This is a genomic window from Dyadobacter sp. CY312, from assembly GCF_021390535.1.
GTDB lineage: Bacteria > Bacteroidota > Bacteroidia > Cytophagales > Spirosomataceae > Dyadobacter.
Genome location: NZ_JAJUXG010000011.1, coordinates 377,226 through 397,691, shown reverse-complemented (window position 1 = coordinate 397,691; position 20,466 = coordinate 377,226). Strand labels below are relative to the sequence as shown.

Below are 20,466 nucleotides of genomic sequence, written 5' to 3'. Positions count from 1 at the left end.
AGCTATGAATTTAAGACTTTACAGGTTGAATTACAGAACCTTCTATTATTGCTGCGATTGAGCATTTTATATGGTAAAATGAGAACGGCTAAACATCTCGCTTTTTACTTCTCACTTTTGATAACCAAATGTCGTGACGGAATTGTAAAACACTTATTGCAACATTTTAAGCTGATATACTCTGTGCTTTGGAACGCTGTGCGTGGCAATCTGCCCTTCCAGCCACTTCATGATCAGGCTCTGGTCTTCCAGTCCTTTAGCGTGTCGACCCTGTTCGTAAGCACGAAAACCCAGAATGTACGTTCTGTTTAATGGGCGATATTGGAAGAAAAACTGATCGTTCTTTTTCTGGATCATTTCCTGAACCTGTTTTACCTGGTAGTAATCCGGTCCCTGGCTAATTGCCACACCTTCCGTCCACGCTTTTGCCGAGGCGGTAACGATTTGCTGGTGATCTGCTGTGAGTGTGTAAAAACCCTTTTTAAGTCCGGCTATTTTTATCTTTCTAACCTGAGCATTTGGCATAGCAGCTGGTAAAGGAAGAGGAAGTTCGTCTTCCTTAATGGTGAATTGTACACTTGCACCATCTGTGTTTGTGGCTACCTCCGCTGGCGCGATGGCTTCTGATCCATTTTTGCCGATCGTAATATTGATATCCTTCACCTGAGCAGGAATACCCAGACTTTTCCGAAGTATTTGAGCTAATTGAAAATAGCCGGTTTCATTCAGATGTGATCCGTTTTCAATAACGAGCGTGTTTTTCGCTATTGCTTCAATCGGATTGTATACATCGATAAATTGCTTTTTGCGGCTTGCTGCTATTTTGGATATTTCGGAGCTGTATAATTTCAGGTCTGCGTTTCGCTGATTGATGTGTGCTGAGGTATCTTCAAACATCACCGGAATGGGAGAAAGCAGGATGGATTTGGCGCCGAGTGCGTCTATTTTATCAAGCAACTGATTGTATCCCTCTCTGAATTTAGTCAATCCGGCTTCACCTTCCTGTGCTTCCACTCCTCCGTAAGCGATAAAAACCAATGTAGGTTTTGCTGCTGTAAGCTGGTTGATCAAATGCTGATACGGCGTTGGTGGGTTGGTGTAAGTACTTCTTGCCTGCCCCCAAACATTATCGCCTGTCCAGCCAAGATTGCGAAATGTGACATTCTGACCCGGAAAGCGAGTGGTTAGAGCCAGTTCCAGGTAACCAAACTGGAATTCATTTTCGAATAACGAATTGCCAAGAAAAACGATTTTATCGCCGTCTTTAAGTTCAAACTTGTCCTGTGACTGACTTTGTACAACGGTTGCTATACAAAGGAGGGCGAATAATAAAACAACAGAACCAACCGAAGCCGGTACTCGTATCTTTCTCATGCATTTTTGGTTTAGGAATTGAGGTAGTCAATCTTGCCGCCGATGACTATGCTAACGCGGTAACAAGACGTACAAGAGGTAAAGAAGCTTTTTGAATGAAGTTAATGGTACAGAAAAATAAAAAATAAACGAAATATAAAGGTTTGTGATTATTTGATCTGATTATCAGTATTTTAATGTTTTTCTGTGATAAAAAAAGATTAAAATGTGTCAATATTATATCAAAGTAAATGTGACAGAGATAGCGGGTGTGTTGATGTCTGTGGGGACACAGACATCGGTGGAAGAGACGCAGACTTCCAAAAGAAAGACATCGCCCTGTGAAATACACCTGGTCTGAAAGTTACCAGTCAGGTGCAGCGCACTGTGATAAAAAATCGAATAGAAAGCTGAGTGCATTTAACGCGTTACAAACGCGTGACCATTATCGCCACGATTTACAAATCGTGGCGATAATGGAGAGTTATTTTTTCAACGATTTAATATACAGCGTAATCGACTCAATTTCATTGTCATTAAGAATCCCGACAAACGAAGGCATTTCTTCATTATAACCTTTGATGATTTTCACTCCCGGGCTAAGGATTGATTCCCTGATGTATTTTTCATCAGCAATGGCCGAAGTACCGTCTTCAAAATGTCGTACTGATTTATATAAATTCTGGAATGGAGGTCCGTACATACCTTTCACCTGTGTGCCTTCTGAGTGACAGCCGAAACATGCCATTTTCTGAAACAGTTCTTTTCCTTTTTCAGCGCTTGCCATTTCCTCTTTTTCAGTACTCGCAGCAGCTTCCGGTTGTTTCGCTTTTAGCAGGGCAAGGTCAACTGATGCAAATCCGAAACTTGCAGGATCCAACGCAGAGAGGTTGTTGATTGTGAAGTAAAATTGGTCATTCACTTGTTTGCCGTCTTTGGCTTGAATCTGATACGCAACTTCAACCTGCATCACTTCTTTCATATCCTGCACCAGCAGCAATACCTTTTTTCGGTCAGCAGACAGATAAGATGCAACGACGTTCAGAGTTTCTTCACCTGTACTTCCGTCCAGCTTGAAATGCCCGGATCCGTATTCCTGTGTGCGTTTGTAGTCCCATCTTTTTACTTGAAAATGAGAAGCATCCAGCACGCTGTTCGCATCCAGTTCGGAATCGAATGAAAGCATAATTCCCTGCTCGCCAGCTCGGAACTGGTTCGGCATATAACTTGGCTTGCCTGTATACCGCAAACGCATCAATGCACTGATACCCTTGGAACTGGAACCCCAGAGATTGAATCCGGAGATATACATTTGCCCGTCCACGGGATTAATCGTGCCCTTGGAAGTAGGGGCTGGATAGTTGGCTCGGATGTAAGAAACGCCTCCCTGGCTGATAGCCGCAGAACTGTCGATTAATACCCGGAAAAGTCCCGGTCGTGCAAATGAAAAGTGGATCAGGTTATCGTTCAGTGGACCCATTTTGTCGCTTGTAGCCCACGCCTGGCTGATGCTCGATCTATCCACACGGTGAGGAAGCCAGGTAAGTGCCGGAGTAATCGCAGGATTGTCTTTACGGTGTTCCGTAGCAGGTACGCCAAAGTAATCTCCTTTTTTGATCAGATAAATGGGTGTGGAAGGAACAAAGTTTCCTTGCTGGTCTGAGGCGGTTAGCATACCCGTTTTAGGATTCATGCCCAGATAGGGGCCTCGTAAGCCGGTTGCAATGATCTCGTAACTAAGCCCGTCTTTGGAAATTTTCATAACGGTACCATTGTGCCGTGAGCCCTCCCGGAAACCTTTGGCAACCTGTTTGGACACGCCTGGACCATTGCTCTGGCTTCCGCCTTTGGCAATGTAAAAACATCCGTCGGGTCCTAAAACCATGTCAGCCGCCCATTCCCTTGACTCAGCGGATTGAGACATGACATTGGAAAAGTTCTCATAAAAATCCGCAGAACCGTCCTTGTTCATATCGTGCAGACGAACGATCCCTTCACGCCCAAAAACATATATGGTGTCTTTTACAATGTCGATGCTCATCGGCTCATGCAGGCCGGAAGCAAACCGCTTCCATCTGATATTTTGAAGGTTCTTGTCAATTCCTTCCACCGTCCACACATCTCCTTCAAACGTAACGGCTATGGCGCGACCGTCGTTGTGGAAAGCGATGTCAGCTACACGTACATTTCTCTTCCAGGGATTTGGGAGCGGAAGTGTGAGTTGGTCGGTTACGAAGGCCGCTGTATCGGGCGAAAGTTTTCCTTTTGTTACAACGGTTTCATTCCAATATGCAGAGCCTCCTTTTTGGAAATCGGGAAACGATATACGTACTTTCCTGCATAATTTTTCAAATGTCTTTTTCTCTTTTGCCGGGCCTTTCCAGATGGCAATACCCGCTTCTGCGCCTTTTGCTGTTGCGGGTACTTTCACCGTAACGAAACGGTTTTCGGCAATCTCCGGCTGTAAAGCAAAACCACCTTTACCCAAAATGGCAATCGCCGTAACGCTGTCTTTGTTAACACCGTGGTAGAGATAGGCAATTCGTCCTTTTACTTCGCTGGCAGTAGCGTTGGTTACTTCCGCTGCTGTGAGGTACAGTTCCCGCTCCGAACTACCGAACCGGAAGCTTCTTGTGAACGCTATCTGATCACCGAACCTGATGCCTCCGGGCATTTCAAAAACTTCTGTTGTACCAACAGTGTAGTTCAATATCGCTTTATCTCCATAAGCATATACGCCTTTCCACCGTCCCTTTTCCGCAGGCATTGCATCCCAGTTCGGTTCTTCGGCTGATCTTGTTCTGATGTTTTGATAAACTGGCTTATCTGTCGACCAACCCGGATAAGAGCCGGTAGCCACTTTGGGATTGCCTGTGACGGTAGGAACCTTATTGTTCTTATTGAAAAAATCTTTGTACGAAATCTGCGCCATCAGCACCATGGGCAGGTATTTGCCAGTCCAGGCTACCGACATCCGCAGCAGATCTGTGTCAAAAGCAATGTATGCACTGTCGCCTACAGGAACGGATAATATCCTTGCTGCCATGTTATCATCAGGGAAACCAGCTCCCAATTGGCGTGCATCCAGCGATCCGGGAATAAAAGGAAAACCGGGCTCGACAAAAGGATTTAGCACCAGAGAATCGGCGCTATTGGAAGAAATAATACGCTTGTCGGTATATCCTGTAAGAAAAATGGTCAGCCCGATTGAGATTGCCCCCAGATATTTACGGCAGTGCTTTAAAAAAATGAACATGTCAGCGTTAAGTAATTAAACCTCTGGTATTGTGTTGTATCGTTACAGTCGACTGGAATTTTAAAGTCGAAGTGATCATGCTCAAAAGTCGTGAGTAGGGTAGAAGTTACTTGATTCCAGATGTTTATTTTTTAATCTGCTGTCTTCTCAGGACGCTATACTGTTGATGTTTTATCGCGAGGCAGGTATTATTTTAACGGTTTGCCAGGACCTTGGCTTTTTTGTTTTCCGCAAATACTTTGATCATCTGCAACGCCAGCGACAAGATGATCAGGCCCAAACCGATGTAGAAAGGTGCGGTAAGTTCACGGTTCTCTTTGAAAAAAATAATAGCAAGAGCGATGGTATAAACCGGTTCCAGATTGAAACTGAGATTTACGGTAAATGCTGAAATCTTTCGTAGTGCCTGCGTGAGCAGTAAATAGAGCAGAACGGTACAGAACAAAGAAAGCATGGTGAGGTAACCGAAGTCCATCATGGAGGGAATGAGTGTCTCAACCGGGAAGAAATGCAGGTAAATGGGCATCAGCAAACCGATTGCTGCCGCTCCGCCCGTCATCTGGTAAACGGTGATGGTTTCACTTTTGTAGGAATGTGCCAGCCTTTCGTTCACAATGGTGTAAAGCGCGGCAAGTAAAGAGGAAATCACTCCCAGAACAATACCAACGCGATATTTGGAGTCAAAACTGAAAATAAGAACAATACCCAGCAACGTCAAACAGCTGAGAAGGAGCTCAGATACGGCAATTTTTTTCTTATTGATCAAAGGAGCCAGAATGGCGGTGAAGAACCCGTTTAGCGAGAAACAGACTACACCCACAGAAATATTGGAATACTTAATACTTCCGTAAAAGAATATCCAGTGAATTCCCAAAAGGAAACCAGCAAAGGCAATTTTACGAAAATCTCTTCCTGATATTGTTTCCAGTCGTTTGGCAGAGCCCAGAATCAGCAGCAACAATACACTCGAAATTAACATGCGGTACCAAACCAGCAAACCTTCGTTGAGGGTGATCAACTTGCCGAAAACGCCAGTGAAACCTGCCAGTATAATGGCGATATGCAATTGGATGAAAGCTTTTCTCATAACGTACTTAATATGCTAACATCCTTTTGATAGAGAATATCGGTATAATTATTTCCGAATGCCGGAAACAGCAGGTAAAAGTAGTCTATTCCCGGAATAATCTCAAATTGGGTTATGCGTACCAAGCTTCACTCTTGAATAAAATCGCTGGTAATAAATGGTATTTTTTGTCTGATTCAGACGTCGTCAATCTCTACTTAATTCACATGATTTGGGTTAAATATGGTGGCGTTCTGCCTTTGTACAACAGTGTATTTCTGCATCATTTCGTTACATGAATTTCAAAACCGTAAGTTCTACTTTCTTTTACCTGTTGTTCTTCGTGCTGGGTGCGATGATGATGGGCTGTGGTGGTAGCGAACGGAAATCTCTGGCTAAAACAAAACATAAAACTTCTGACAAACTGGATGTGCTTGCTGCTTTGCCCGAATTTGTAACGCATCCATGCGGTAATCCTTCTACCGTAGAAAAAGTGGAATTAGGGAGATTATTGTTTTTTGATCCGATTTTATCCGGCAATAAAGACGTGTCCTGCGCAACCTGTCATCAGCCTGAATTTAATTATGCAGAGTTTCTGGAAACTTCAATAGGGGTGAATGGTAAAGGTAGCGGGAGCAAACGACAGTTTTTGTTGCCTAATGATATTCCATTTGTAAAAAGAAATTCTCAAAGTATTCTGAACACAGCTTTCAATGGAATCAGAAATGGTGCCGTTTACCATGCTGAGTCGGCTCCCATGTTCTGGGATCTTCGGGCGAAAGGGTTGGAGGAGCAGGCGCTCGTGCCGATCAAAACGCTGGAAGAAATGCGTGGACATCAGTATGTGGAAGAAAAAGTGATTGATGAGATAGTGGCCAGAATCAGAAAAATTCCTGAATACAATGTACGTTTTGCAGCGGCATTTAAAGATAATTCGCCTGTCAATGCGGAGAATCTTGCCAAAGCCATAGCAGCTTACGAACGGACACTCGTCGCCAACAATTCCCGGTTTGACCAATACATGCGGGGCGACAGCAACGCGCTTTCTACGGGAGAAAAAGAAGGGCTGAATTTGTTTCTGAAAACAGGTTGCGCCAAATGTCATTCAGGACCTATGCTGTCGGATTTCAAACTGCATACACTGGGCGTTCCCGATTCTCAAAACCGAAAAGAGAGTGATTCCGGAGTGAACGGCGACTATGCTTTCCGAACGCCTACACTGCGAAATCTGCGTTACACAGCGCCATACATGCACAGCGGGAAGTTTAATACGCTGGAACAGGTGCTGCAATTTTATGAAGATATTGCGGGAGGTAAAATCATCAATCCGAATGTGAAACCACAGCAAATGGATACACTCGCGACACAAATGAATGTGAATTTTCGCGACATTTCCAGGATCGTAGAGTTTCTGAATACGCTTAACGACGACACTTTCGACAAGACCATTCCGGCCAGGGTTCCGAGCGGACTTCCGGTGAAAGGTCTGTAAAAAATGGATGGTTTTTTCAAGAGCATATAATTGTATTAATTTGAAAAAGGCCTTTACAGGGATTGATTTCGGCTTTTGTGGTGTTGACTAGTCTTTCAGGTTTTATAAAATTGCATCATATGGATTTACAATTAACAGGAAAAACAGCATTTATAAGTGGCTCAACACAGGGAATTGGTTTTGCCATTGCTCAGAAATTATTGGAAGAAGGAGCGACGGTAATTATCAACGGACGTTCGGAAGCCAGGGTGATTGAAGCAATAGAGAAATTACGGGTAATTGTGCCGGAAGGACTTATATCCGGAGCTGCCGCAGATTTCTCCAAGGTAGAAGAAGTGAATACGCTTCTCGAAAATCTGCCGGATGTAGATATTCTGATCAATAATGCCGGGATTTTTGAACCCAAGCCATTTGTTGAAATTGCCGATGAAGAATGGTTTCGGTTTTTTGAAGTGAATGTGCTCAGCGGAGTGAGGCTTGCGAGGTATTTCTTTCCAAAAATGCTGGCTAAGGACTGGGGACGTATTATGTTTATTTCCAGTGAATCGGGTGTGAATATTCCTGAGGAAATGATCCATTATGGAGCGACCAAAACCATGCAGCTGGCCGTGAGCCGCGGTTTGGCAGAGCTTACCAAAGGAACCAACGTTACGGTGAATGCTATTCTTCCCGGACCGACCAAATCGGAAGGGGTAGGTGAGTTTGTAAAACAACTGGCGACATCTGCCAATGTCACACCCGAGGAAGCCGAAAAGGATTTTTTCAAAACAGCAAGACCATCATCATTACTTCAGCGTTTCGCATCGGTAGAGGAAATCGCGAATTTGGTTACCTACGTCGCCAGTCCGCTTTCATCCGCAACCACCGGCGCCGCCCTGAAAGTAGATGGGGGAGTAGCGAAGTTTATTATATAAAAAAGTACATATGTCTTCTGAAAAAAGAATTATTAAAACAGCCCTGCTGTCTTACGGAATGTCGGGCAAAATTTTTCATGCCCCATTTCTTAATCTTCACCCCGGTTTTGAAATCACGGGTTCATGGGAAAGAAGCAAGAAGCTGATACAACAGGATTATCCCGAAGTGAAAAGTTATCCGTCTCTGGAGTCGATTCTCGAAGATGAGGAAGTGGAGCTGGTAATTGTCAATACGCCCATCGATTCTCATTTCGAATACACTAAAAAAGTATTGCTCGCAGGGAAACATGCCGTGGTGGAAAAAGCATTTACAGCAACATTGGCAGAAGCCAAAGAGCTGGAAGCGCTCGCAAAAGAGAAAGGTTTGAAGTTATCTGTATTTCAAAATCGCCGGTGGGACAGTGATTATAAAACGGTTAAAAATATTGTCAATAAAGGTGTTTTGGGAGAATTGGTAGAAGTTACCTTTTCTTACGAACAGCATAGTCCGGAGCTGAATGCAAAAGCGCACCTTGAAACGCCTACGCCGGGATCTGGATTGCTGAAAGACAGAGGATCGCACGTGACCGACCAGGCGCTGCATTTGTTTGGTATGCCAAAAGCAGTTTATGCCGATTTACGCATTGTGCGCCCGGGTTCTCAGGTCAATGACTATTTCGAATTGTTGCTTTTTTACGACAAACTTCGGGTAAGGCTCAAAGGCGGTTTTGTTGCCAGAGAAGCCGTTCCTGCTTATGTAATTCAGGGATTGAAAGGATCATTCCTGAAAAGTCGGGGAGATTTGCAGGAAGACAAACTTGTTGCCGGAGAAAAACCCAATACAACTGACTGGTGTACCGAGCCGGTTGAAAAACAGGGAATTTTGCACACGGAGATCGACGGCCAAATTGTTAGAAAACAGATTGAAACTGAAAAGGGAAACTATCTGGATTATTTCGAAGGTATTTATCAGTCTATCGTGAATAATACTACTGAACCTGTTACAGCGTCAGATGGTGTAAATACAATGACGATCATTGAAGCAGCCATACTGAGTGATACAGAGAAGCGAGTAGTATCTCTTTAAGGTTATCGTAATTTATGAAAACGCCGGCAGGATTTTGAAGTCCTGCCGGCGTTTTTGTTGTATTTTTAGAGACATAAAAGCCACTCGTATTATGAATTTCAGACATTTACTATTTCTTCTTTGTTTTTCTGGTGCCAGCTACGCTCAGCAATTTAAAGCTTCTGTTTCCGATCTTGCTTTTATATCCGGAACCTGGCAGGTGAAACACGAGTGGGGTGATATGGAGGAGTATTGGGGCACCCCAATAGGCAATTCAATGGTATCAAGTTTTCGTTGCGTTAAAGATGGCAAGCCTGTTTTCTATGAATTTGTTATCATCGAACAGGAGGGAGACACCCCCGTTATGAAGCTACGGCATTTTAATCCGGGCAGTATCGGCTGGGAAGAAAAAAATGCTCCTTTATCCTATCCGCTCGTTTCTTTGGAGAGTAACAAAGCCGTCTTTGAAGCAAAAGATCAATCCGTACGGTTGATATATGCTGTGGTTTCTGATAAACTGGATGTGATTTTGGAAGAGAAAAATAAGAAAGGCGAGTGGGAGAAAATCGTCTTCAATTTCTTGCGTAAAAGGGAATAGGATTTACACGGATTTGAATTTTGGGACAACCATCCCCGCTGCCATCCCGACAAAACTCGCCAGCAAACCATACAGCAACGGAGGATGTACAGTTTCCAGTTTTACACAAGCCAACCATACAACGAGCCCAGCAACCATTGAAATGATACAACCGGTCTGGTTGGTGTTTTTCCAATACAAACCTGCTGCCAATGGCACAAAAAGGCAGACAAGACTGAATGCGGAAGATTCGGCGACAAGTTCAAAAATACTTTCACGGGTAGATGCCATATAAATACAAACCGCAGTGATAACCACAATGCCAATGCGGATAATGGCCAGGAGTTGTTTATCCGTCAGCTCTGGCCTGAAAAACTTAACAATATTCTCTCCCAAAATAGCGGCAGGAGCCATAATGGCACTGCTTGTCGTACTCAGGATTGCAGACACAAGAGCACCGAAGAACATGATCTGAAGAGGCAGGCTCATGTGTTGCAAAACCATATTGGGAATGATCATTTGTCCGTCAGCGCCGGTAGCAGCAGGGTACAGATAATGCCCGCAAAGGCCGATGAACAGGGGAAGCAGCGCTACGGTGAGGTACATCAAAGATGAAAGTAATGTGGCCTTGACAGAAACATCAGCAGATTTTGCAGACATGACACGTTGAAAAACGTCCTGTTGCGGGATAGATCCAAGCCCGATTGTGATCCAGGCGGCTAAGTATTGGGCATAACCTTTGAAGGTGAACTCCGGATAGAATCTGAAAAAATCCTTTGGTGCGGCTTCAATTAACGGTGTGAAACCGCCGACTTTGACATACAAAACCACTGAAACAATCAGCAGGCCGGCAATGATCATAATGGTTTGGATAAAATCGGTGATCGAAATCGACCACATGCCTCCCCAGATCGTATATAAAACGACCACCACCGAACTGAGCAGAATACACTCAGTAAGCGGCCAGCCTAAAACGATTTTAAGCACAATCCCCATGGCAAGCAACTGTGCAGCAATCCAGCTGAAATAGGAAGGAATGATGAGTACAGCAGAAAGTAATTCCGCATTTCGTCCATAACGTATTCTGAAAAAATCACAGAACGTAATGATGTTCATTTTATAGAATCGCCGGGCAAAGAACATCCCGACCAGAAAAAGGCAGAGAGCAGCTCCGAAGGGGTCTTCAATAATACCCAGCACACCATGCTGAATGAATTCGGAAGGTGCTCCCATGATGGTTTCCGAACCGAACCAGGTAGCAAATGTGGCAGATGCTGCCAGAATGAGCGGAAGTTTTCTTCCCGCCAAAACAAAGTCAGTCGTCGTTTTTATTCTTTTTGAAGCCCAAAGTCCTATCGCCAGATTGAGCAAAAGATAAATGATGATAGAGAATGCAAGCATCGGTGCTGAGGTGTTTATTGTTTCACAGTGCAAACAACGACTTCCGTTTAAGATAAAACAAGCACAAATCGGAAAACTGACTTTTTATGGCAGTATAGGTAAATAAAAAAGCCGGAAACAATGAAAATTCACTGCTCCCGGCCTGGCATTAAACACTGATTGAAATATTATCTCGGACCGTGCGTGCGGCCGTTATGTCCATATTGACGTGCGTTGTTTCTGCTATTGCCACGCTTGTAATGTTTGGCGCGGCGATTCTCCCGATACACCACTCTCGGTGGCGGACTTGGTCGTACTACAACCACTCGTCTGGGCGGTGGAGGCGGTGGGTAGTGTCGGTATCCGTACCCATTGTCATAGGCAGGATGATAAGACCGGTATGTACAGGATGAAATGCTTACCGCTGCTATCAGCGTCATTACGATGGCTATTCCTATTCTGTTTTTATTCATGGCTTCAATTGTTGTTTGATACCTTAAAAACGACTTGTTCCTGGTAATAGTGCCTTCCGAATTTCAAACAAATGTTAATAACAAAATAGTTATCCACAGTGTTAACTGCTACTAAATGTGGTGTAAATGGCTGTAAATAGACTTACTGTGGATACGTTAACAGGTTATCCACAGTATTGATGTGGATAACTAATGTGGACAAGTGTGGATAAGTTTTTTAGAAATGTGGATAGTGTAGCGTAATAATTTATCAGGACATAAAAAAGTCAGGTATAGACCGGTTCAGTTGGTGGTTCATGAAAATGAACGGTAATGACTGAAAATGGACTATACCTGACAAAAACAATTTGCGAACTAAAATGTGAGTTTATGCCTCAACGTCATAGATCAAAACTCTTTCCCAAAGGTGTGCGTTTTCTTCAATGAATTTTTTATGTAAAGGATGAACCTGATAAACGTCATGACCAGCTTCATCGTCAAATATCAGGATTTCAGCAAAATCATAAGTCGCGTCAATAACCGGGCGACGTGTAGCGGCAGGAGGGCCAATGTATACCGATTTGATGGACTCGATGGCCTCCAATGATTTTATCCCTTTCAGAAGTGCAGCGCGTGCTTCTTCGTTGTCTTTTTCTTTAAGCCAAAAAAATACGTTGTGTACAAACATGTAATGAACAGTTATGAATTGAGAATGAAAAGTGCGTTTTATAAACAGCTAATTATACGAATTTAGCTGTTTTGCTTTAAAGACACATATTTTATGAATTTACTTCTGAAATCGCCGAACCGGGATTCTCCTCGATTTCGTGGACTTTTATAGCTTTATCAAGCTTAAAAGAAAAGGTGGTTCCTTTATCGGGTTTCGACATCACAGCTATTTTGGTATCGTGGGCATTGATGATGTGTTTCACAATAGCCAGGCCAAGTCCGGTGCCGCCGCGTTCTTTTGAGCGGCTCTTGTCAACCCGGTAAAACCTTTCAAAAATACGGTTCAGGTGTTCCTGCGGTATACCCGGACCATTGTCCCTGATCGCAATTTCAACCTGCTTTTTACTCTCATTGAAATGCACGATCACCTTTCCGCCCTCATTTCCATACTTGATGGCGTTCTCGATCAGGTTCAGTAAAACCTGTTCTATGCGATCCTGATCGGCAATTACCAGCACGGCGCCAATGTCGTCTGGTTTTACTTTCAGAGATACATTTCTTTGAGAAGCAATGTTTTCCAGTCTGCTAAATATGTTCAGCGTCAATTTATGAATGTCAACCTGGGTGAGGTTCATTTTGATGTCTCCCGTCTCCATCTGAGAAAGTACGAGCAAGTCCTTTACCAAAATATCCAGACTGTCCAGGTTGTTGGCGGCTTTCCTTAAAAAGCGTTCACGGACTTTGTCATCTTCCATAGCGCCGTCAAGCAACGTATGGATAAATCCCTGGGCAGCAAAAATGGGCGTTTTGAACTCGTGAGAAACGTCTGCCAGAAACTCTCTTCTGAATAATTCAAGCTTTTTTAGCTCATCAATCTCCTTTTGTTTTTTTGTTACATATACAAAAATCTCATCATTGATCGTCTTCATCGGATTCGATTCATGAATCAGCTTTTTACGCGGAGTCATGTTGAAATCCCTCATTTTGAGCTTATGGATGGTCCGGTACATTTTGTTGACTTCCCTGAAAACCAGAATATCAACCGCATATAATACAAGAAAGAAAGAGGAGATAAACGATGAAATGGAAGCCACAAAAAGCATACTCGTTGCCGTTCTGTCTACAAATGCCAGAAAAGTAGTGGTGATCAGCGAGATAAGAAACGCCAATATAAAGGCGATAAAACGGGGACTTAAAGACATGTTGAATGTAGCTGTTGGCTTTTGGCAGCCAGCTTTAGGCTTATTTTAAAATTTAGCATTTGAAGCCCTTGATTAGGAGTTTCAAATAATCTATAAAGTTACTAATCTGATGGATTTATTTCTTAAAGGGTCGCTTTCTTAATATTCAGGTAATATTGAATGCATATAAACAAAAAAAGGAGAAAGCCGATTGACTTTCTCCCCATATCTTCTAAATCAAAATCTAAATTAAAAACCTCCGCGGTACTTGTAAGTACTGGACACTTTGTCAATCGCAACAATGTATGCTGCAATACGAAGCGATACTTTATATTTCAACGAAGTTTCGTAAACCTTATCAAACGAATCTTTCATAATCCGGTCTGTACGGCGGTTTACACGTTCAAGCGTCCATTTGTATCCGATTCGGTTTTGAACCCATTCGAAATACGAAACCGTAACTCCACCAGCGTTGGCCAAAATATCCGGAACAACCATAATTCCCTTGTCATTGATGATGTCATCGGCTCTGAAAGACGTCGGTCCGTTCGCACCTTCAACAATCATTTTTGCCTGAATGCTTTCAACATTTTTTCTTGTGATTACATCTTCCTTGGCAGCCGGAACCAGCACATCAACCGGAATTGTGAAAATATCATCTCCTGATATCATTTCCGCTCCTGCAAAACCTTCCAATGAACCTTTATTATTGTCGCGGTAACTGATTGCCGCGTCAATGTCAATTCCTTTGTCGTTGTAATACGCGCCGGAAATATCGCTGATCGCATGAATTGCCACACCACGTTCTCTCAACAGTGAGGCCGCATGTGAACCCACATTTCCGAAACCCTGCACCACAGCAGTCGCACGATAAGGATTGATCCTCAATTTCTCCATACCTGCCAAAGCTGACACCATTACACCACGACCGGTAGCTTCAGTACGTCCCAATGATCCGCCCAAAACAAGCGGTTTTCCGGTCACGACAGCAGGAATTGTCATGCCTTTTGCTTTGGAATATTCGTCCATAAGCCAGGCCATTTCGCGTGGACCGGTTCCCATATCCGGTGCAGGAATGTCCTGATCCGGTCCGAAAACATCCAGCATCGCCGTTGTATATGCACGCATCAATCGCTCCATTTCACCGGCAGACATTTCACGAGGATTACAAGCAACACCTCCTTTTGCACCACCGTAGGGAATATCTACAACCGCGCATTTCCAGGTCATCCAGGCCGCAAGTGCTCTTACTTCATCCAGGTTCACAGCAGGATCGAAACGAATCCCGCCTTTACTTGGCCCTAAAATGGTGGAATGTATAACGCGGTAACCTTCAAAAGTCCGGATTTCGCCGGAATCCATCGTCACGGGCAGACCAACAATGACTTGTTTACGCGGAACTTTCAGGATATGATACATCTCTTCGGAAATTCCCAAAAGCTCAACGGCTTTGTCAAATCGCTGCATCATGGACTCCAACGGATTCTCTTTATCCTTAATTGGAGCAGGTTCTATATACGACATCTTTATTTAAATTAAAATCCTGATATTAAGTATGTTAATGAATTTAACAGAATTATCAACACAAACATACAGTATTTAGGCAGATAAAAACAAAAAACTAAATATTCTTGAAATGATACAATAAAATACAAAAAGTAGATTGTTTTAAGCTCTTCATCAACCTAAAAATGATTGAATAGAATTATGCCAATTATCCAAATTTGTTGGAAGATTTTGAGGGTTTTTTGGAATGGAAGAAAATGGGAAAGTTTTAAAGATTTTTATTGAAAGGAGGAAAAATAAAAAAGTTTCACGCAAAGATGCAAAGGAGAGCAAAGGTCGCAGAGAACAAGAACTTAGTGGTCTTTGCCTTTAACTTCTTTTTTGCTTTGCGTGAAATCTTAGACTTGCACAGCTTTGGAATGCAAGAAGGAAAAGAGTTTCACGCAAAGATGCAAAGGAGAGCAAAGGTCGCAGAGAACAAGAACTTAGCGGTCTTTGCCTTTAACTTCTTTTGCTTTGCGTGAAATCTTAGACTTGCACAGCTTTGGAATGCAAGAAGGAAAAGAGTTTCACGCAAAGATGCAAAGGAGAGCAAAGGTCGCACAGAACAAGAACTTAGCGGTCTTTGCCTTTAACTTCTTTTGCTTTGCGTGAAATCTTAGACTTGCACAGCTTTGGAATGCAAGAAGGAAAAGAGTTTCACGCAAAGGTGCAAAGGAGAGCAAAGGTCGCAGAGAACAAGAACTTAGTGGTCTTTGCCTTTAACTTCTTTTGCTTTGCGTGAAATCTTAGACCTGCACAACTTTGGAATGCAAGAAGAAAAAGAGTTTCACGCAAAGGTGCAAAGGAGCTCAAAGAGCGCGAAGTTGAATTCTCTGCGGTCTTTGCTCTTCTTTTTTGCTTTGCGTGAAATCTTTAACATGCATAACCTACAATCCCAGTTCCCTCAAAAAACCTTCTCTGTAATTACTACCAATAGGAATCTCCGTTTTGTTAATAAACAGTCGGTTTCCCTCGATGTGATCAATTTTGGATTTGTTGATAATGAACGATCGGTGGATTCTCAGGAAGAGCGACTTGGGCAGCAGCTCCTCAAAACTGGAAAAAGTCATGGCCGGGAGCAGGGTGTTCTGTGTGGTAACAATTTTGGTATAATTCCCGCTCGCTTCCGCATACAGCAAATCCTGATGCAGGATTTTGAAAATTTTACCATCAGTTTTTATAAAAATATAATCCTCTGTTTTGCTGTCAGTATTTTCCGGAACAGATAGGGGCTGAGCTTGTAGTCTTTCCATTGCCTTATCAACGGCAACGATAAAGCGTTCAAGGGAAAACGGTTTTAATAAATAGTCACAGGCGGAAAGTTCGAAAGCGTCCAGGGCGTATTCTTTGTATGCAGTCGTGAAAATGACTTGCGGTGGATTTTTTAGTGTTTTCAAAAAAGTTACGCCATCCATCACCGGCATGTTGATGTCCAGAAACAAAATATCAATTTTGTGCTGATGCAAAATGGCTTTGGCTTCCAATGCGTTGCCGCTGGAAGCCACAATATTCAGGTACGGCAAATGCCCGCAATATGTTTTTATAATATCTCTCGCAATGGGCTCGTCATCGACGATCAGGCAGTTGAATTTCATGTTTTTTAGCTGTGAGCGATTAGCTTGGTTGTCTATCAAAGTATAGTTGTGCTACTTTCTCCCCTGGCTCCTTTCCCAATGCCCTTGCCTCACTTTATTTTCAATTTCAGATTCACAATATAACTTGTTTCCTCGTTTTCGATTTCGAGTTCATGCTGCTTTGGGTAAAGTAATTGGAGTCTTTTGTTTACGTTGACTAATCCAAAACCACTGCTTTTATTGATAACAGAAACTTCTTCCTCTTTTTTCTGATGCGAATTTTTGGCATAAAACAAAATGGAATTGCCCCAGATTTTGAGAGAAAGATTGATGAAAATCTTTTCATCGGCTGTGTTTTTGGAATGTTTGAAAGCATTTTCGATGAAAACGATCAATAACATCGGTGCAATTTTGATTGAAGCATCGCTTACCTTTTCAATGTCTGTGTTCAACACGAGCCTGTCGCCGATTCTTATTTTTTCAAATTCAATGTAATTGTCAATGTAGGCTAGTTCATCTTTAAGTGGAACAAAGGTTTCAGCAGAATCGTAGACGGAATAGCGCAGCAATTCGGATAGTTTTAGCAGCAAAGGCGGAATTTTCTCGTGCTGGGTGATCGACAGTCCGTACAGATTATTGAGTGTATTAAACAAAAAATGTGGGCTGAGCTGAGATTGCAGGAGATGTAGTTCACTCTGGCTATGTGCCGCAAGCGTCTGGGCTTCTTTCAGCTCATCTTGTCCGATGTGCCGGGCCATTTTTACAAATATGCCAAGAAGGGTACTTGCCAGCAGAAATGGCAACCAATACATGAGCAAATTAAGTGCGGGGCGGTTGACAAACGGGCGGTCGCCATGGTAAAAAATCCAGGCAATACATACGACAATCGTCACGCCAAGGGCTATCAGTATTTCATAAGAAATTCTTCCGCCACGATTAAGCCAAAATTCAGTGAGATAACGACCCAAAAAAACACTAATAAGGAAAAAACCTGCACCAATTGTTGCCACAATTTCAACCTCGCCTGTACCAACAGCCTCCGCATAAAAATGGATTGCAAACCACATGATGGCTCCTGCAACTCCGGTGAGAATCGTGTAAAGTCCTAATTTAAAATCGCTTTCGTCAATCCCTTTTACTTTGATCATCTGCTTTTCAGTTTGCCTTTGTTGATGAATGGCTACAAAGGTGTCTGTTTTTGTCGGTCACTATAAAAATCACTGTTGAACGATTTGAAATTCCTGACAGAAACAGGAAAATGGCTGATCAAATATTTTGACACGGTAAAACCACATTCCGTCAGTGATTTGGGAAGTTACAACACTATTTTTTTATGTAGCGGTTTCCATGGCCAATATTTGCTTCATACAATAAGCAATTGAAACACAGCCATGAAAACGTTAGCCAATTTATTAATCATACTGTTTTTGTCAAACACCATTTACGCGCAATCATCCGGCAAAATGATCTCGGGTGTGGTGAAAGACGCAAGTAACGAAGTGTTGCCGGGATCAACCGTACGTTTGTTGCAAGCCATAGATTCTGCTATGGTCGCGGGGGATGTGACCGATGGGAACGGGAAATTCCAGTTCGTTAATCTGCAAAACAATAGCTACTTGCTCGCTATTACCTCGCTGGGGCAAAAGGAATTTGTAAGTGTACCGCTCACAATCAGCGATGTGCAGAATACGATTGTTTTACCGGCCATCATTTTGCTACCTGCCAAAAGTGTTGAATTAAAAGAGGTTACGGTGAAAGCAAAAAAGCCGCTGATTGAGCAGGATATTGATAAAACGATTGTGAACGTGGAATCGATGATCAGCAGTGCGACGAGCAATACCATGGAGGTTTTGGAAAAAACGCCGGGAATTTCGATTGGGAGTAGTGGAGAAATTAGCCTGAATGGGAAGAGCGGCGTGATGGTTTTGATTGATGGCCGAAGTACCTACATGTCTGGACAGGATCTGGCGGCGTATCTCAAATCACTTCCTGGCGGATTGCTGGATAAAATTGAACTGATCGACAATCCTTCGGCGAAATACGACGCTGCCGGTAATGCGGTAATCAACATTCGTTTGAAAAAGAACAGAGCTGGTGGATTTACAGGAAGTGTGTCCATGGGTTTGACACAAGGGAAATACGCCCGAAACAACGATGCTTTGAACCTGAATTACAGTCAGAAAAAGGTAAATGTGTTCGCCAATTTGGGTTATAATTACGAAAAAAATTATGCACTGGATATTTACGACAGACGGTTTTACGATGCTTCGTCAAAACTCATTTCCACGGTGAATCTGGTGAATGATCAGGTGTATAAAAATAAAGGTTTGAACGGTAATTTTGGACTGGATTTCGCTGCCACTTCGAAAACAACCTTGGGCCTGATTGTCAACTTGAACAGAACAAACAGAAATGGAATTTTTGAATATGAAAGCAAGAATTACAATGTGGATCGTATGCTGGAACTGGCAGGTTCAGGAAGTACAGTTGGTGGTGATAAAAGAACCAATACTGGTCTAAATTTGAACATGTTACATAAGTTCAATACTTCGGGTCGTGAACTTTCGGCTGATGTGAATTATCTGCATTATGTAAACAAGGGGAATCAAATGCTACAAAACCTCACTTTTAATCGGAATGAATCGCTGATCAACCGAACCGATTTCGTCTATTTGACTCCTTCGAACATCAACATTTACACCGCCAAAGCAGATTATGTGCATCCGTTGAAAAACAAAGGGAAAATTGAAGCAGGTTTCAAATCCAGTTTGATCAACAACGACAATGTGTTTGATTTCTATAATTTGAAGGATGGAACACAGGTGATCGACAACGGCAATTCCAACCATTTTAAATACCAGGAAAACATCAATGCGGTTTATCTGAATGGACAAAAATCGTGGAAACGATTTGGAGCACAATTAGGTCTACGTGTTGAAAATACGCAGATTGAAGGAAATCAATTGGGCAATGAGGAAGTGGCAGGAGTGAAGTTTACCAAAAACTACACAGGATTTTTTCCAAGTGCTTTTGTGAGTTACAAACTGGATGACAACGGGAAAAATACATTTGTGCTGATGGCAGTCAGAAGAATCAGCCGGCCCAATTATCAGTTGTTGAATCCATTTGTTTTTCAAAGAGATCAGTATACATATAGTTCGGGAAACCCGGATATCAATCCGCAATACCAAAATAGATTAGAGCTTAAATACCAGCACAAGCAAATCCTGAATATGGGTTTGAGTTATAACAAATTTACAAATACCATATTACCTGCAACGCTGATTGTCGACAGTATTTTTTTGAATCGTCCGGATAACATCAAAGGAGGTTACATGCTGCTGTTGAACACGAGTGTGAATAGCCAGGTGACCAAATGGTGGTATACCAATACAACGCTGCGGCTTTCAAGAATCGGCATCCGGGGAGTTTCGCAAGGAGCAAGTCTGGATTTTAATACCAACATAGCCAGACTGGAACTCAACAATTATTTCACTTTGAGCAAAACCGTAAGCGCGGAATTTGGCGGATATTACGCCAGCCGGGATTTCGTAGCGCAGGCCGTGACGAAGGGCATGTATATTCTGAATGCTTCTATTCAAAAGAGAATTTGGGACGGAAAAGGCAGCATTCGTATATCCGCAAACGATATTTTCCATTCCTGGGTCTACCACAACAAGTCAATCAGCTTGTTCCAATCTGAGTATTTCCAAACTAACGAGACCAACACACAACGAATTGGAGTAGCTTTCACCTACCGCTTCGGGAAAGATACATTTGCAAGAAAACGCAGGCATAATGACAATGCTTCGGATGATGAGAAGGGGAGGCTTTGAAGGGAGAAGTTATTTTCGGGAAGTAGTTAAGTAGTTAGAAATGGGAAGTTAAGGAGTTATTGTCGCCGTCGTTTGTGTCCTCACAAACGACCAGAGCGAAGGTTTAGGATTATGTTTTTAGTG

The 20,466-nt window shown here is 42.8% G+C and carries 15 protein-coding genes; 5 read left to right on the top strand and 10 right to left on the bottom strand.

Features of this window, described 5'->3' with window-relative positions:
• Positions 1 to 153: 153 nt before the first annotated feature.
• The 3 genes from LZG71_RS16660 to LZG71_RS16650 form a co-directional block, all read right to left on the bottom strand.
• Positions 154 to 1,374: a GDSL-type esterase/lipase family protein gene (locus tag LZG71_RS16660; RefSeq protein WP_233822143.1), complete on the bottom strand. Its 1,221-nt coding sequence runs from the start codon at positions 1,372 to 1,374 to the stop codon at positions 154 to 156.
• Positions 1,375 to 1,837: 463 nt separating this feature from the next.
• Positions 1,838 to 4,609 (bottom strand): DUF6797 domain-containing protein, encoded by a 2,772-nt coding sequence (locus LZG71_RS16655; RefSeq protein WP_233822141.1) that lies wholly within the window; start codon positions 4,607 to 4,609, stop codon positions 1,838 to 1,840.
• A gap of 193 nt (positions 4,610 to 4,802) precedes the next feature.
• On the bottom strand, positions 4,803 to 5,696 hold the full coding sequence (locus tag LZG71_RS16650; protein WP_233822139.1) for a DMT family transporter: 894 nt from the start codon (positions 5,694 to 5,696) through the stop codon (positions 4,803 to 4,805).
• A 274-nt stretch (positions 5,697 to 5,970) separates the two neighbouring features.
• On the opposite strand from LZG71_RS16650, the gene LZG71_RS16645 reads away from it, so the two are divergent.
• The 4 genes from LZG71_RS16645 (at position 5,971) to LZG71_RS16630 (ending at position 9,724) form a co-directional block, all read left to right on the top strand.
• On the top strand, positions 5,971 to 7,167 hold the full coding sequence (locus LZG71_RS16645) for a cytochrome-c peroxidase (protein ID WP_233822137.1): 1,197 nt from the start codon (positions 5,971 to 5,973) through the stop codon (positions 7,165 to 7,167).
• A gap of 119 nt (positions 7,168 to 7,286) precedes the next feature.
• Positions 7,287 to 8,081, top strand: coding sequence for an SDR family NAD(P)-dependent oxidoreductase (locus tag LZG71_RS16640; RefSeq protein WP_233822135.1), 795 nt, complete (start codon positions 7,287 to 7,289; stop codon positions 8,079 to 8,081).
• 10 nt (positions 8,082 to 8,091) lie between these two features.
• Complete coding sequence (locus tag LZG71_RS16635; RefSeq protein WP_233822133.1) at positions 8,092 to 9,147, top strand: Gfo/Idh/MocA family oxidoreductase; 1,056 nt, start codon at positions 8,092 to 8,094, stop codon at positions 9,145 to 9,147.
• A 91-nt stretch (positions 9,148 to 9,238) separates the two neighbouring features.
• A complete protein-coding gene (locus tag LZG71_RS16630; RefSeq protein WP_233822131.1) occupies positions 9,239 to 9,724 on the top strand; it encodes a DUF6265 family protein in 486 nt (161 codons plus the stop codon).
• 3 nt (positions 9,725 to 9,727) lie between these two features.
• On the opposite strand, the gene LZG71_RS16625 is transcribed toward LZG71_RS16630, so the two are convergent.
• The 7 genes from LZG71_RS16625 to LZG71_RS16595 form a co-directional block, all read right to left on the bottom strand.
• Positions 9,728 to 11,104, bottom strand: a complete 1,377-nt coding sequence (locus LZG71_RS16625; RefSeq protein WP_233822129.1) for a sodium:solute symporter family protein — start codon at positions 11,102 to 11,104, stop codon at positions 9,728 to 9,730.
• Positions 11,105 to 11,271: 167 nt separating this feature from the next.
• Entirely contained in the window at positions 11,272 to 11,556 is a 285-nt protein-coding gene (locus LZG71_RS16620; protein ID WP_233822127.1) for a hypothetical protein, read from the bottom strand.
• Between the two features lie 367 nt (positions 11,557 to 11,923).
• Positions 11,924 to 12,223, bottom strand: a complete 300-nt coding sequence (locus LZG71_RS16615; RefSeq protein ID WP_233822125.1) for a Dabb family protein — start codon at positions 12,221 to 12,223, stop codon at positions 11,924 to 11,926.
• Positions 12,224 to 12,314: 91 nt separating this feature from the next.
• Entirely contained in the window at positions 12,315 to 13,406 is a 1,092-nt protein-coding gene (locus LZG71_RS16610) for a cell wall metabolism sensor histidine kinase WalK (RefSeq protein ID WP_233822123.1), read from the bottom strand.
• A gap of 228 nt (positions 13,407 to 13,634) precedes the next feature.
• On the bottom strand, positions 13,635 to 14,909 hold the full coding sequence (locus LZG71_RS16605) for a Glu/Leu/Phe/Val dehydrogenase (protein ID WP_233822121.1): 1,275 nt from the start codon (positions 14,907 to 14,909) through the stop codon (positions 13,635 to 13,637).
• 911 nt (positions 14,910 to 15,820) lie between these two features.
• Positions 15,821 to 16,528 (bottom strand): LytTR family DNA-binding domain-containing protein, encoded by a 708-nt coding sequence (locus LZG71_RS16600; RefSeq protein ID WP_233822120.1) that lies wholly within the window; start codon positions 16,526 to 16,528, stop codon positions 15,821 to 15,823.
• Positions 16,529 to 16,617: 89 nt separating this feature from the next.
• A complete protein-coding gene (locus tag LZG71_RS16595) occupies positions 16,618 to 17,655 on the bottom strand; it encodes a sensor histidine kinase (protein ID WP_233822118.1) in 1,038 nt (345 codons plus the stop codon).
• 279 nt (positions 17,656 to 17,934) lie between these two features.
• On the opposite strand from LZG71_RS16595, the gene LZG71_RS16590 reads away from it, so the two are divergent.
• Positions 17,935 to 20,343 carry an outer membrane beta-barrel protein gene (locus tag LZG71_RS16590; protein ID WP_233822117.1) on the top strand — a complete coding sequence of 803 codons (2,409 nt, stop codon included), beginning with the start codon at positions 17,935 to 17,937 and terminating at the stop codon, positions 20,341 to 20,343.
• Positions 20,344 to 20,466: the final 123 nt, after the last annotated feature.